The organism is Galbitalea sp. SE-J8, assembly GCF_030345695.1.
Taxonomy (GTDB): Bacteria; Actinomycetota; Actinomycetes; order Actinomycetales; family Microbacteriaceae; genus JAUASV01.
Map to the genome: position 1 here is coordinate 22,417 of NZ_JAUASV010000017.1, position 14,291 is coordinate 36,707.

Annotated in this window: 11 protein-coding genes and 1 tRNA gene; 11 read left to right on the forward strand and 1 reads right to left on the reverse strand. The window is 72.7% G+C overall.

The annotated features are described in order from the left end of the window. Window positions 1-39 precede the first annotated feature (39 nt). From QT381_RS11320 to QT381_RS11365, 10 genes are all read left to right on the forward strand, one after another. Window positions 40-1,146 (forward strand): TadA family conjugal transfer-associated ATPase, encoded by a 1,107-nt coding sequence (locus QT381_RS11320; protein ID WP_289249050.1) that lies wholly within the window; start codon window positions 40-42, stop codon window positions 1,144-1,146. Then, window positions 1,143-2,105 carry a type II secretion system F family protein gene (locus QT381_RS11325; protein WP_289249051.1) on the forward strand — a complete coding sequence of 321 codons (963 nt, stop codon included), beginning with the start codon at window positions 1,143-1,145 and terminating at the stop codon, window positions 2,103-2,105. The genes QT381_RS11320 and QT381_RS11325 overlap by 4 nt, the downstream gene beginning before the upstream one ends. Window positions 2,106-2,199: 94 nt before the next feature. Further along, on the forward strand, window positions 2,200-2,388 hold the full coding sequence (locus tag QT381_RS11330) for a DUF4244 domain-containing protein (RefSeq protein ID WP_289249052.1): 189 nt from the start codon (window positions 2,200-2,202) through the stop codon (window positions 2,386-2,388). Between the two features lie 3 nt (window positions 2,389-2,391). Next, window positions 2,392-2,751: a TadE family type IV pilus minor pilin gene (locus tag QT381_RS11335; protein WP_289249053.1), complete on the forward strand. Its 360-nt coding sequence runs from the start codon at window positions 2,392-2,394 to the stop codon at window positions 2,749-2,751. Between the two features lie 113 nt (window positions 2,752-2,864). Then, window positions 2,865-3,161 carry a helicase gene (locus tag QT381_RS11340; RefSeq protein ID WP_289249054.1) on the forward strand — a complete coding sequence of 99 codons (297 nt, stop codon included), beginning with the start codon at window positions 2,865-2,867 and terminating at the stop codon, window positions 3,159-3,161. Window positions 3,162-3,286: 125 nt separating this feature from the next. Next, complete coding sequence (topA, locus tag QT381_RS11345; protein ID WP_289249055.1) at window positions 3,287-6,016, forward strand: type I DNA topoisomerase; 2,730 nt, start codon at window positions 3,287-3,289, stop codon at window positions 6,014-6,016. A 2-nt stretch (window positions 6,017-6,018) separates the two neighbouring features. Then, window positions 6,019-6,642 (forward strand): dTMP kinase, encoded by a 624-nt coding sequence (gene tmk, locus QT381_RS11350; RefSeq protein ID WP_289249056.1) that lies wholly within the window; start codon window positions 6,019-6,021, stop codon window positions 6,640-6,642. Between the two features lie 10 nt (window positions 6,643-6,652). Further along, on the forward strand, window positions 6,653-7,834 hold the full coding sequence (locus QT381_RS11355) for a DNA polymerase III subunit delta' (RefSeq protein ID WP_289249057.1): 1,182 nt from the start codon (window positions 6,653-6,655) through the stop codon (window positions 7,832-7,834). 28 nt (window positions 7,835-7,862) lie between these two features. Beyond that, a complete protein-coding gene (locus tag QT381_RS11360; RefSeq protein WP_289249058.1) occupies window positions 7,863-9,479 on the forward strand; it encodes an alpha/beta hydrolase in 1,617 nt (538 codons plus the stop codon). A gap of 49 nt (window positions 9,480-9,528) precedes the next feature. Next, complete coding sequence (locus tag QT381_RS11365; protein WP_289249059.1) at window positions 9,529-11,061, forward strand: alpha/beta hydrolase; 1,533 nt, start codon at window positions 9,529-9,531, stop codon at window positions 11,059-11,061. An 11-nt stretch (window positions 11,062-11,072) separates the two neighbouring features. Here the strand turns inward: QT381_RS11365 and QT381_RS11370 are convergent, their stop codons facing one another. Beyond that, window positions 11,073-13,934: a nidogen-like domain-containing protein gene (locus tag QT381_RS11370; RefSeq protein WP_289249060.1), complete on the reverse strand. Its 2,862-nt coding sequence runs from the start codon at window positions 13,932-13,934 to the stop codon at window positions 11,073-11,075. A gap of 231 nt (window positions 13,935-14,165) precedes the next feature. Between QT381_RS11370 and QT381_RS11375 the strand changes: the two genes are divergently transcribed. Continuing rightward, window positions 14,166-14,241, forward strand: a tRNA-Thr gene (locus QT381_RS11375). Window positions 14,242-14,291: the final 50 nt, after the last annotated feature.

Consider the following 14,291-nt stretch of genomic DNA (forward strand, 5'->3'; position numbering starts at 1 on the left):
GGCGGCGAGCGCCCCCGCGGGGCTGCCTATCGTGCCGGGATGCTCGACACCGCATCCGCCGATCGCCCCCGGTTCGTCGCCCGCCCCCCGGGCGCTTCGCCGGGTGCTGCCCCGGGCGGTCCGGCGGGTGCTTCGCGCGCGGACGCGGCCCGCTCGATCTGGGCGCCCGACGCTCCCGTGGCCGGCACGGATGCCGCGGCCCCGCCCGCCGTGCGGCGCGCGGGTGACGCGTTCGGCCCGCTCGCGCCGGTCATCGCCGACCCCGCCGTCACGGACGTGTTCGTCAACGGCGCGCAGGTCTGGGTCGACCGCGGGGCGGGACTCGTGCGCGCGGACGATGCCGAGCTCGCGCTCGAGCAGTCCGACGCGCGAGAGCTCGCCGTTCGCCTGCTCGCCCTCGGCGGCCGACACATCGACGAGGCCTCGCCGGCCGTCGACGCGCGACTGGCCGACGGCATCCGGGTGCACGCCGTGCTGCCGCCCGTGTCGACCTCGGGCCCGCTGCTCTCGGTGCGTCTGCCGCGCCTGGAGCGGCTCACCCTCGCCGACCTCGACGCCCAGGGCTTCTTCGCCGCCGTCGGGATCGACCGCGTGCGCCGGCTCGTCGACCGCCGCGCGAACGTGCTCATCTCCGGCGCCGGCGGAACGGGCAAGACGACGATGCTCGCCGCGATGCTCGCTCGCGCGGCGCCCACCGAGCGCATCGTCGTGCTCGAAGACGTCGGGGAGCTGCGCATCGACCACCCGCACGTCGTGTCCCTCGAAGCGCGGCAGGCGAACCTCGAGGGGGCGGGTGAGATCGGTCTCGCGCGCCTCGTGCGGGAGGCGCTGCGGATGCGGCCCGACCGGCTCGTGCTCGGCGAGTGCCGCGGTGCGGAGGTGCGGGAGCTGCTCGCCGCGCTCAACACGGGACACGACGGAGGCGCGGGCACGATCCACGCCAACTCGCTCGCCGACGTGCCCGCGCGGCTCGAGGCGCTCGGCGCGATAGCGGGGCTCGGCGACGTCGCGGTGGCGCGCCAGGCCGTGAGCGCGATCGACGCCGTGCTGCACCTCGAACGCGTCGGCGGCCGACGATCGCTCGTCGCGGCCGGCCGCCTCGAGCTCGACGGCCGCGGCCGCCTCGCGATCGGCGAGCTCACGTGAGCCGGTCGCCGCGCCGGGGGAGCCCGTCGCTCGTCGACCGCCTCCGCCGCCGCGGCCGGTCCGCGGAGCCGGTCACGGCCCTCGACGATCTGGCCCGCACGGTGCACCGGCTCAGCGTGCTGCTCGCAGCGGGGGTGCCGCCCGCCGCGGCGTGGCGCCACCTCGACGGGCCGGCCGCGGCATCCGTCGCTCCGGTGGCCGCGCGCGGCGGCGACGTGAGCGCGGCGCTCACCGGGCTGCCCGGAGCGGACGCCGCGTCCGTCAGCGCGCTGCGCGGCCTCGCCGCGGCCTGGTCGGTCGCGCTCGACAGCGGGGCGCCGCTCGCGGGCGCGCTGCGGCAGTTCGCTGCGGCGCTGCGGGGCCTCGCGCAGACCGAGCGGCAGGTGCGGACGGCGCTCGCCGGCCCGATCGCGACGGCGCGCATCGTGCTCGTGCTGCCCGCGATCGGCGTGCTGTTCGGGGTGGTGCTCGGCTTCGACACGCTCGGCGTCCTCGTCGGCTCGCCGCTCGGGTGGGCCTGCCTCGCGATCGGACTCGGCCTGCTCGTGGCGGCGTGGGCGTGGATGCGCGCGCTCGTGCGGCGGGCGCGTCCGGCCGACGCGACGCCCGGACTGCGCTGCGAGCTCGTCGCGATCGCCGTCTCGGGCGGCGGGGCGCTCAGCGCCGCGGTCGCGCGCGTCGACGCAGCGCTCGAGCGCGTGGGCATCGCCGACGACGCATCGGTCGTCGGCGACGTGCTCGCCCTGTCCGAGCGCGCGGGCGTTCCCGCGGCGGAGCTGCTGCGCGCCGAGGCCGAGGAGGCGCGGCGCTCGGCGGGCGCCGAGGCGGAGCGCCGCGCGGCCGCCCTCGGCGTGACGCTCATGCTGCCGCTCGGGCTCTGCGTGCTGCCCGCGTTCATCGCGCTCGGGGTGGTGCCGCTGCTCGCGGCCGTCATCTCGTCCACAGTCGGGAGTTTCTGACCGGTTTCCACATCGCGTCCCGCGGCGTCGGTGCGGGCGCGCATCCTGGTCCCGCTCGCGCCGACGACCATCACGAGGGAATGAGGACACACCGATGAGAGACCTGCGGATGCGACTGCGCGAGCTGCGCGATCGCGAGGAGGGCGCGGCCACGGCCGAGTACGCGATCACGATCATGGCGGCGGTCGGCTTCGCCGGGCTGCTCGTCGTGATCATGAAGAGCGACCAGGTGCGCGGCCTGCTCACCGATCTCGTGCAGAACGCGCTCTCGTACGGCGGCTGAGTCGTGCGGACGATCGGCCGGGAGGGGCGGCGAGCGGATGCCGGCGGCGTGACCGCCGAGTTCGCCGCCGCGCTCCCGGCCGTCGTGCTGCTGCTCGTCGGCTGCCTCGCCGGGCTGCAGCTCGTCGGCGACACCGTGCGCCTGCAGGACGCCGCGGGGATCGCCGCGCGCGGCGCGGCGCGCGGGGAGGACGGCGCGTCGGCGTCGGCCCGTGCGGCCGCCGCGGTGCCCGGGGCGCGGATCGCGATCGGGCACGACGGCGACCTGGTGTGCGCGACGGCGTCCGCGCGTTCCGCGGCGGCGGGCGCGCTGCTGCGCGTGCGGCTCGCGGCGCGCAGCTGCGCCCTCGACGGCGGGCGATGACCGCGGCCGGGCCGAGGCGACCGCCTGGTGACCGACCGCCCGGAGGCCGGCCGCCCGACCGCGGACCGCGTTCGAGCGCCGAGCGCGGCGCCGGCTCGCTTCTCGCGGTCGGGGTGGTCGCGGCATCCGTCGCCCTGCTGGCGCTCGCGGTACCTCTATATACGGTGCTCGCCGGGCGCAGCCGGATCGCGGCCACGGCGGACGCCTCGGCGCTCGCCGCAGCGGATGCCGCATCCGGCGCGATCGCCGGCGAGCCGTGCACCGCGGCGAAGAGCGTGGCGCGCGGCAACGGTGCGCGGCTCGACGCGTGCGTGGTCGACGGACTCGTCGTGACGGTGCGCGCGACCGCGTCGATCGGGGGCCTCGCGGTCGCCGTCGCGGCGACCGCGGGACCGCCCGGCACCCGGTAAGGCGATCCTCGCTCGGAGCTGCCGGTGAGCACGGGCGGGCGGCACGTGTGTATCTTGTCCCCCTGGGGGCGCGCCATCGCGCCGAATCGAGGCCCGCACGCCGGGCCCGGGGAGAGGAAGCACCCGTGCCGGGCACCAAGAAGCTGGTCATCGTCGAGTCGCCTGCCAAGGCGAAGACGATCGGTCAGTACCTCGGCTCGGACTACGAGGTGCTCGCCTCGGTCGGCCACATCCGCGACCTCATCGAGCCGAAGAACCTGCCGCCGGAGCTCAAGAAGGGCTCGCTCGGCAAGTTCAGCGTCGACGTCGAGAACGACTTCGAGCCGTACTACGTCGTGAGCGACGCGAAGAAGAAGACCGTCTCCGACCTGAAGCGCGCGCTCAAGGGCGCCGACGAGCTCTACCTCGCAACGGATGAGGACCGCGAGGGCGAGGCCATCGCGTGGCACCTGCTGCAGGAGCTGAAGCCCAAGGTGCCCGTCAAGCGCATGGTGTTCCACGAGATCACCCGCGACGCGATCAACGCCGCGAAGGACAACCCGCGCGAGCTCGACAAGGCTCTCGTCGACGCCCAGGAGACCCGCCGCATCCTCGACCGGCTGTACGGCTACGAGGTCAGCCCGGTGCTGTGGCGCAAGGTCGGCCCGGGACTGTCCGCGGGACGCGTGCAGTCCGCGGCGACCCGGCTCGTCGTGGACCGTGAGCGGGAGCGTCTCGCGTTCGTCACCGCCTCCTACTGGGACATCACCGCGCAGCTGGCGCCGAGCGCCGACGGCCAGCGCTTCGAGGCGCGGCTCACGCGCGTCGACGGCAAGCGCGTGGCATCCGGTCGCGACTTCGACGACACCGGCGCCATCACGGGCGACGTGGTCGCGCTCGACGAGGCGGCGGCCACCGCGCTCGCCGAGGCGCTGCAGCGGCCCGACGTCGACGTGGTCGTGAGCGGCCTCGAGTCGAAGCCATACACGCGGCGTCCCGCGGCGCCGTTCTCCACCTCGACGCTGCAGCAGGAGGCCGCGCGCAAGCTGCGGTTCAGCGCCCGCCAGACGATGAGCGTCGCGCAGGGGCTGTACGAGAACGGCTACATCACCTACATGCGCACCGACTCGCTCAACCTGTCGTCGCAGGCGGTGCAGGCCGCACGTTCGCAGGCTGCCGCGCTCTACGGCGCGCAGACGGTGCCCGACAAGCCCCGCGTGTACGCGAGCAAGTCGAAGAACGCGCAGGAGGCGCACGAGGCCATCCGCCCCTCGGGCGACGTGTTCCGCACGCCGAGCGAGCTGCAGGGCGTGCTGCGCGGCAACGACTGGAAGCTCTACGACCTGATCTGGAAGCGCACCGTCGCGAGCCAGATGGCCGACGCGAAGGGGTCGACCGCGACCGTCACGATCGCCGCAGGCCCGACGGATGCCGGCGCGCGCGCCGAGTTCGCGGCATCCGGAACCGTGATCACGTTCCGCGGCTTCCTGAACGCGTACGAGGAGGGCCGCGACGAGGAGCGCGAGGCGAACGCCGACGCGGCCGAGGCGAAGCTGCCGCCGCTCACCGAGGGGCAGCCGCTCGTCGTAGCCGACCTCGACGCGAAGGGCCACGAGACGAGCCCGCCGCCGCGCTACACCGAGGCGAGCCTCGTCAAGACGCTCGAGGAGCTCGGCATCGGGCGCCCGTCGACGTACGCCGCGATCATCTCGACGATCATCGACCGCGGCTACGTCACGCCGCGCGGCCAGTCGCTCGTGCCGAACTGGATCGCGTTCAGCGTCGTCCGGCTGCTCGAGGAGTACTTCGCCGAGCTCGTGCAGTACGACTTCACCGCCGGCATGGAGGACGACCTCGACCGCATCGCGGGCGGCGAGGCGAACCGGGTGGAGTGGCTCACGGGCTTCTACTTCGGCAACACGAAGCACCGCGGCCTGCGCGACGTCATCGAGAACCTCGGCGAGATCGACGCGCGGGAGATCAACTCCGTGCGGATCGCCGACGGGATCACGCTGCGCATCGGCAAGTACGGCCCGTATCTCGAGGCGCCCGCCGCCGAGGGCCGGGACGCCCAGGGCGCGTCGCCGCGCCGGGTGAACATCCCGGCGGAGCTGGCCCCCGACGAGCTGACCGCCGAGACGGCCCGCGCGCTCATCGAGGCGCCCGTCATCGGCGACCGCATCATCGGCGTGAACCCGGAGAACGGTCGCGAGATCGCGGCGCGCGACGGCCGGTACGGCCCGTACGTCACCGAGGTCATCCCGGAGGAGCCGGAGGCCGCGCCCGTCGAGAGACTCGACAAGAAGACCGGCGAGGTGAAGCTCGTCAAGCCGAAGAAGAAGGCGCCCGCCGAGAAGCCGCGCACCGCATCCCTGTTCAAGGACATGGACCTCGCGACCATCGACCTCGACACGGCGCTCAAGCTGCTCAGCCTGCCGCGCGTCGTCGGCGTCGATCCCGAGTCGGGCGAGGAGATCACCGCCCAGAACGGACGCTTCGGCGCGTACATGAAGCGCGGCACCGACTCGCGCTCGCTGCCGAGCGAGGACGCGATCTTCACGATCGACCTCGCGGGCGCCCTCGAGATCTACGCCCAGCCGAAGTACGGCAACCGCGCCGCGTCGAGCGCGCTCAAGGAGTTCGAGCAGCCCGATCCGGCGAGCGGCAAGGCGATCAGGATCAAGGACGGCCGGTTCGGCGCCTACATCACCGACGGCACGACGAACGTGACGATCCCGCGCGGCGAGACGATCGAGGAGATCGACCACGACCGTGCGGTGCAGCTGCTCGCCGACAAGCGCGCGAAGGGCCCGGCGCCCAAGCGCACGACCGCCCGCAAGACGACGACCGCGCGCAAGCCGGCCGCGAAGAAGTAGCGGTGGCGGGACTCTTCGTCACGCTCGAGGGTGGCGACGGCGCGGGCAAGACCACGCAGAGCGCGCGCCTGAGCGCGTGGCTGACGGATGCCGGTCGCACCGTGGTCGAGACGCGCGAGCCCGGGGGCACCGACCTCGGCGTCGAGCTGCGGAACATCGTGCTGCACCGCCGCGGCGACATCTCGCCGCGGGCCGAGGCGCTGCTCTACGCCGCGGACCGCGCCCACCACATCGCCGAGAAGGTGCGCCCGGCCCTCGCGCGTGGCGAGGTCGTCATCCAGGACCGCTACCTCGACTCGTCCGTCGCCTACCAGGGAGCCGGTCGCGTGCTCGACCCGGGCGAGGTGCGCGGCATCTCGCTGTGGGCGGCCGAGGGACTGCTGCCCGACGTCAGCATCCTGCTCGACCTGCCGCCCGAGGTCGGGCGCGAGCGACTCGGCGAGCGCACGCAGTACGACCGGCTCGAGGCGGCCGGCGACGACTTCCACGCTCGCGTGCGGCAGGCGTTCCTCGACATCGCCGAGCGCGAGCCCGACCGCTTCCTGGTCGTCGACGCGACGCTGCCGGCCGACGAGATCGCTCGGCTCATCCGCGCGCGCGTCGAGAGCGTCCTCGGCACTGCCTAGACTCGCCGACATGCCCTCGCCCGAGTCCGTCTCCGCCGCCGCCTCGGGTGGCCTGTGGGACGAGCTCACCGGACAGGATGACGCGATCGCTGCGGTGAAGGCCGCGGCATCCGGCGACCCGTCGGCGATGACGCACTCCTGGCTCATCACCGGCCCGCCGGGGTCCGGGCGGTCGAACCTCGCGTTCGCGTTCGCGACGGCGCTGCTCGCCGGCGGCAGCGCGGCCTCGCTCGAGGCGACGCGGGCGCAGGTCGACGCGCGCACGCATCCGGACCTCGCGGTGCTCACGACGGAACGCGTCGTCATCACGATCGACGAGGTGCGTCGGCTCGTGCAGTCCTCGCAGTTCTCGCCCGCGGTCAGCCGGTACCGCGTGATGATCATCGAGGACGCCGACCGCATGGCCGAGCGCACGTCGAACGTGCTGCTCAAGGCGCTCGAGGAGCCGCCGCCGCGCACGGTGTGGATCCTGTGCGCGCCGAGCGACGCCGACCTGCTGCCCACGATCCGCTCGCGGGTGCGCACCGTGCGGCTGCGGGTTCCGGATGTCGACCAGGTCGCGGCGCTCATCGCGCGGCGCGACGGCGTGCCGCTCGAGACCGCGACGATCGCCGCGCGCGAGGCGCAGTCGCACATCGGCATGGCGCACCGCCTCGCGACGAACGACGAGGCCCGCGCCCGCCGCGCCGAGACGCTCGAGGTGGCGCTCGGCATCCGCACCACCGCCCAGGCGGTCGCGGCGGCCGCCCGGCTGCTGGAGATCGCGGGCGACGACGCGAAGGCGATCACGCAGGAGCGCGAGGCCCAGGAGCGCGAGAGCGCACTGCGCTCGCTCGGCGTCGAGCCCGGCGGCACGGTGCCCGCCGCGCTGCGCGGCCAGCTGAAGGTCCTCGAGGAGGACCAGAAGCGCCGCGCGACGCGCAGCCTGCGCGACGGGATCGACCGCATCCTCGTCGACCTGCTCTCGCTGTACCGCGACGTGCTCCTGCTGCAGCTCGGCGTCGGCGACTCGGGGCTCGTCAACGCCACGATCCGGCCGCGACTCGACGAGGCCGCCCTACTCGCGACACCGCAGCGCACGCTCGAGACCCTCGACGCGATCGGCACCGCGCGCGAGCGCATCGAGGGCAACGTCGCGCCCGCCCTCGCGCTCGAGGCGATGCTCATGCGCGCGCGGCGGGGACGCGCGTGAGCGGCACGGGCGTGCGGCGGGGACGCGCGTGACGCGAGACGGCCGCGAACCGCGCGCGAGCGCGGAGCGGGCGGGCGCGGTCCAGGGACGGATGCCGTGGCGCGCCCGCGCGCGCGTCGCGATCGCAGCGGCGGCATCCGTCGCGCTCGTCGCGAGTCTCGGCGCGTGCGGCCTGCTGCCGCTGCCGCGCCCGGACGCGACCTCGACGCCGGACACGAGCGGTGTGGCCGCCGAGCTGCTGCCGTACTACGGCCAGACGCTCGTCTGGCACGCGTGCGAGAACGACCTGCAGTGCACCACGGCGCAGGCGCCGCTCGACTGGGCCGATCCGGCGGGCGAGCGGATCGAGCTCGCCCTCATCCGCTCGCCGGCGACGGGCACGAAGCAGGGCTCGCTGTTCGTGAACCCCGGCGGGCCCGGCGCGTCCGGGTACGACTTCCTCGCCTCGGGCGTCGGGTCGGCCGTCGACGCCGAGCTCTCGCAGCGCTTCGACGTCGTGAGCTGGGACCCGCGCGGCGTCGGCCGCTCGACGCCCATCTCGTGCGGCACCCCCGCCCAGCTCGACGACTTCTACTTCGGGATCGTGCCGGGCGAGGTCGGCAGCGACGCCTGGTTCTCGAGCGTGTTCGACGGCGCCCGCGCGTTCGCGCGGCGCTGCGCCGCGAGCCAGGGCGACCTCATCGCCCACGTCGACACCGTGAGCACGGCGCGCGACCTCGACCTGCTGCGCGCGCTCGTCGGCGAGGCGAAGCTCGACTACCTCGGCTACTCGTACGGCACCTTCATCGGCTCGGTCTACGCCGAGACGTTCCCCGAGCGCACCGGCCGGCTCGTGCTCGACGGCGCGGTCGATCCGTCCGAGTCGTTCGCCGACGGCGCCGCGCGGCAGGCGGCCGGGTTCGACAGCGCACTGCGCGCCTACGTGACCGACTGCCTCGCGCGAGAGCGCTGCCCGCTCTCCGGCACCGTGGCCACTGCTCTCGGCGACGTGCACGAGCTGCTCGAGCGCCTCGACGCGAGCCCGCTGCGCGCGGCGGACGGCCGCGAGCTCGGCGGGGCGACGGCGCTCACGGCGATCATCACCCCGCTCTACTCGCGCGCGGCGTGGCCGAACCTCGATCAGCTGTTCGCCTCGCTCGAGCGGGGCGACCCGTCGGTCGCCTTCGCGCTGGCGGACTCGTACTACGAGCGCCAGTCGGCCGACCGCTACGGCGGCAACCTCATCGAGATGTTCTTCGCCACGAGCTGCCTCGACGGCGGCGAGCCCGCGGATGCCGCCCAGCTCACCGCGCAGGCCGCGACCATCGAGGCGGCCGCCCCCGTGCTCGGCCGCTGGCTCGGGCCGCTCTCCGGCGAGCCGTACAACGGCAACGCGTGCGCGGTGTGGCCCTACCCGGCCGTGCTCCAGCCGCACCCGATCACCGCATCCGGAAGCTCGGACATCCTCGTGGTCGGCACGACGAACGATCCGGCGACGCCGTACGCGTCGGCGGTCGCGCTCGCGGGCCAGCTCGAGCACGGGCACCTCGTGAGCTACACCGGGGAGGGGCACACCGCGTACAACGGATCGAGCGCGTGCGTCGACCGGGTGGTCGACGCGTACGTCGTGCACGGCACCGTGCCCGCGACCGACCCGCGGTGCTGACCGGAGGCGCGCGCCTGACATAGTGGAATCCCGCTCGTGAAAGGCCCCCGTGCTCCATTCCGTCCGCCGCGCCGCCGTGGCCGCCGCGCTCGTCGTCGTCCTGCCGCTCAGCGTCGCGTCCCTCGGGGCATGCACGCTCATCCCCTCGCCTGGGGCGCCCCTGTACGACGACCCGGGCCTCTCCGCGTTCTACGAGCAGGCGCCGCACTGGTCGGCGTGCGCCGACGCGCCCACCCTGGACTGCGCGACGCTCACCGCACCGCTCGACTGGTCGAAGCCCGACGGCGACACCATCCACCTCGCGGTCATCCGCGCCCGCGCGACCGGCCGGAGGATCGGCACGGTGTTCGTGAACCCGGGCGGACCCGGGGCGTCGGGCGTTCAGTGGCTGGAGAACGGGGCGTCGGCGGCCGTGAACCCGGCGGTCGCCGAGAGCTTCGACGTCGTGAGCTGGGATCCGCGCGGGGCCGGCGCGTCATCCGCGGTGAACTGCGGCAGCGACGCCGAGCTCGACCACTTCTTCTACGACGTGCACCCCGAGGAGCCGGAGCTCGGCACCGACGCCTGGTTCGCCTGGCAGGAGCAGCAGGACGGCGCCTTCGCGCAGGCCTGTCTCGACGGCACCGGCGACCTGCTCGGCCACATCTCGACGACCGACTCCGCGCGCGACCTCGACCTGCTGCGCGGCGTCATGCGCGACGAACACCTGACCTACGTGGGCTACTCGGCCGGCACGCTGCTCGGCGCGATCTATGCGCAGCTGTTCCCGCAGCGCACCGGGCGCCTGGTGCTCGACGGTGCGATCGACCCGAGCGTGGGCATCGTCCAGTCCGTCGCGAACCAGACGAAGGGCTTCGAGCAGGCACTGCGGTCCTACCTGACCTGGTGCCTCGGGCAGGACGCCTGCCCGTTCACCGGCACGGTCGACGACGCCGTCGCCGACATCCAGAAGCTCTACGACGCGCTCGACGCGCATCCGCTGACGGCCGACGACGGACGCGAGCTCGGCGCCGACACCATGCGCACCGCCGTCGACGCGATGCTCTACGCGGAGGAGAACTGGCCGTACCTGTCCGACGGATTCCGGGCGGCGTTCGAGGGCGACGCGAACTACCCGTTCCGGCTCGCCGACTACTACAACGACCGCGACGACTCCGGGCACTACACGTCGAACCTCATGGTCGCGTTCCCCGCGATCATGTGCCTCGACTACCCGTCGACCGCGACGCCGGATGGGGTGCGCGCCGACATCGCGGCCGACACCAACTCCTACCTGTTCGCCGACGACGAGCCGGGCTACGCGGCGATGGGCTGCAACGGCTGGCCCTTCGCCGCGACCCGCACCCCGGCGCCGATCACGGCGCCGGGGTCGAGCGACATCCTCGTCATCGGCACCACGGGCGACCCCGCGACGCCGTACCAGGAGGCGGTCGACCTGGCCGGCGAGCTCGCGCACGGGCACCTCGTGACCTACACGGGCGAGGGGCACACGGCGTACAACGGCGGCAGCACGTGCGTCGACGGGGTCGTCGACGCATATCTGCTGCACGGGACCGTGCCGGCATCCGACCCGCAGTGCTGAGCGGCGCGCGGCTAGCGCACGATCGTCACCCGTGACGTGACGGTCGTGCGGGCATAGCCTGTAAGCTTCGCCGTCACCGCCACGACAAGCTTTCGACCTTTGAGGGACCGTGGGATCGTGTACGTCGCCTTCGTCGCGTGTGCGAGCGCGACCCCGTTCGCGAACCATCGGTAGGTGAAGTGCACGCCCTTCACCGGCAGCCAGGAGCCGACCGTGACCTTGACCTTGGCGCGCGCCCTGACAGCGCCCGAGATCCGGGGCTTCGGATGTTTCGTGAACGACTTGGCGACGCGGGCGGTCGGTTTCGAGGTCAGTGTGACGGACGCGTAGCCGGCGAGCGATGCGGTGACCGTCACGCTGATCTTCTTGCCGAGGTCTCGCTTCCGGATGGCATAGCTCGCTGCCGAGCCCCGCTTCTTCCCGCCGACCTTCCAGACGTAGGCCAGTCGCGTGCCCTTCGGCCACGCCGCCTTCGCGACCTTGAGCCGCTGGCCCACTCCCACCGTGCCGGTGATTCCGGGCGCGGATACCTGACCGAACGACTTGAGCACTGGAGCGGAGAGCGGCGGGACCGGCACGACACCCGCCTGCACGGTGTAGCTCGTTGCCGCGAACCCGGGTCGCGCGGCAGTGATCGTGGCCGAGATCGAATGTGTCGCGTCGGCGCCGACGAGAGCGTAGGCGTTGGCCGTGGCGCCCGGGATCGGGACCCCATCTCGAGCCCATTCACGACCGGTCACGGCAAGTCCGCTCGGCCACATGCCGTCACTCACGGCCAATGGCTGGCCGACTGCGAGCGTGCCGCTGACCTCCGGGGCGACGACGGGCGCCGGAGCTGCGCCGCCCTGCACGACGAGTTGGAGGTCGGTCACCGGATGGCCCTCGTAGACCTGCCACGGTCCTGCGTGCAGGGTGTCGTACCCCGACTTCGACACAGTGATTCGATACCAGCCCGGGCTGACGTCCCAGTGGAACCCTCCTTCGGCCGTTGTCGTGTCCGGGTTGGCGCGATTTCCGGGTGACATGATCGGCGACCCATTGGGGACGATCGTGTAGACGTCTCCTTCGTTGTCCGCCCTCGAGAGGGTGACTGTCGCGCCGGCGAGCGGCGAGCCCCAACGGTCGAAGGCGCCCCCGCTCGGGTCGATGTAGATGTCGAAGATGACCGGTGCCGGGGGAGTCACGTTCGACCCCGCCGCTGCGTCGAACACGATCACGACCGTCGCCGGTCCGTGGCATGGGTAGAGCTCAGCCAGGTCGACGCTGTAGATGCCGGCCGGAGCCTCGGCGAGCGTGCCGGTCCTTGGCGTCGGGCAGTTGGCGAATGTGACCGAGTAGGTGGCGGTGAGTCCAGCCGGTCCCACCGTCTGCAGATGCAGTGTCTCAGCCCAGTTCACAGTGGGGATGCCGCTGGACGAACTTGACGAACCGGGTGACGTGCGCCCCGTGATCGAGGTGCCCGGCGGCGGCGGGATCGGCGCGTCGAGCACTATCGCCGACACGGCGGTCGACTGTCCCGCGACGACCACGGCCGATGTCGATGCTCCGAAGAGCGTGCTGTCGGGCGGAGATACGACGAGACGATAGCTCGTGCCGGGCGCGTCCGTCGCCGCCACCGCCGAGAAGAGGTAGCGGCCGTTGACATCCGTGGTCGTGTAGTAGCAGCTGGAGGCCGAGTCCTCCCGGCACACGTTGACGACAGCACCGGCCACCGGGTGGTTATCCGCCGTATGGACGACGCCTGTGATCGCTCCGATCGACGCCCGGGCCGAGGCGTTCTCGATCGAGTACACGTATCGGCCGGGTGTCCCGGAGTTCCGGCTGTTGCTCGCGAGCGCGTGCTCCCCGCCATCGAGGAAGGAGCGAGGACTCAGCGATCCGGCGAGCTGGAAGTACGTGCCCGGGTCGCCCGTCCCCACGGTGTATCCGACGGCTGCCGCCGAGCCGCCGTAGCCTCCGACGCCGCCGCTCGCATCGCCGGTCTCCCACTCGATCGAGTCGTAGTTGTAGGTGGCGTCGAAGTCCCCGCTCGTGCGTCCCGGCGCACCACTCCTGCTGGTGATGATGAGCTGGAACGAGTTCAGCTTGTCGTCGTGGGAGCCGTAGTAGCCGACCTCGACCCAGTTGACGCAGAACGCGGTCGAATCGGGTGAACGGCCATAGGTGACCTGCCACGAGCCGGCACCCCGCGTATCGACGTCCGAGAACAGGGGAGCGAGACGGGGCAGCTGATCGGGGGAGGTCAGGTTGTACGGGGTGTACGTGAAGTCGCTCGCGCCAAACGTGACATTGCCGTTGTTGTTCACGTACAGGGAACTGAACTGGCGCCCGTAGAAGTCGATCGCGAACCCGAGCGGCACTGCCCCGGTGGAGTCGTCGTCATTCGCCTGAAGCGTATTCGCCTGGCAGTACGACAGGTCCTGTACCGCCCCGGTCCCGAAGCCCTGGTAGGGGATGCCGGCGGCGAGGGTCACCGTCGGAACGATCGTGGGAGAGGTGCGCGGCGACACGGAGGTCGCCGGATCGATCGACGTGGGCTCGTCGGTGCTGCCGCCCAGCCACACCACGCTGTAGCCGGATCGCCCGAATCGAAGCGCGTAGGTCGCCGCGGAATCCGCTCCGGTGAACGTGTAGTTGCCGCTTCCGTTCGTGAGCGCGGAAGCGCTGGCCGTGCGCGAGAACGCGCCCGTGGAGGCGTTCCAGGGATACAGCCCGACGCGCACGTCGCCCAGGGGTCCGCCGAGTGCGGCCTGCACGGTGCCCGTGATGGTGGCGTCCCCCGCGGCATGCGCCGCGGGAAGCGACATGCCGAAGAGGGACAGCGCGACGAGAGCGAGCACGGCTGCTGCCCGGCGCAGAGGGTGGGACTTCATCCTTGGTGCCTCTTCCTCTAGCGGATGCCCGCGCGAGTCGGGCGTCAGGGTGGCGAGCGGTGAGTTTCATGTGAGTATCCCGCGAGTTTCGCGTTCAAGCTCACCCCAGTTGTGGGCACGTAGCGGCCGCGGCCGGATGGGGCCGTCCGACCCGGGCATCCGTCGCCGCCGTCGCATCGGACGTTCCTCATGGGGTAACATCGTCACTCGTGTCCGACCCCGGTCGCGCACGCCGCCTTAGCTCAGTCGGCAGAGCATCTCACTCGTAATGAGAAGGTCGTCAGTTCGATTCTGACAGGCGGCTCCAGCACAGGTCCCGGCGCCGTCGGCGCAGGACCAACGGCGCAGGACCAACGG

What these genes read in the sequence shown, in the direction of transcription:
- QT381_RS11320 (WP_289249050.1), top strand. Translation starts at nt 40, where the DNA reads ATGCTCGACACCGCATCCGCCGATCGCCCCCGGTTCGTCGCCCGCCCC.
- QT381_RS11330 (WP_289249052.1), top strand. Translation starts at nt 2,200, where the DNA reads ATGAGAGACCTGCGGATGCGACTGCGCGAGCTGCGCGATCGCGAGGAG.
- QT381_RS11355 (WP_289249057.1), top strand. Translation starts at nt 6,653, where the DNA reads ATGCCCTCGCCCGAGTCCGTCTCCGCCGCCGCCTCGGGTGGCCTGTGG.
- QT381_RS11370 (WP_289249060.1), bottom strand. Translation starts at nt 13,934, where the DNA reads ATGAAGTCCCACCCTCTGCGCCGGGCAGCAGCCGTGCTCGCTCTCGTC.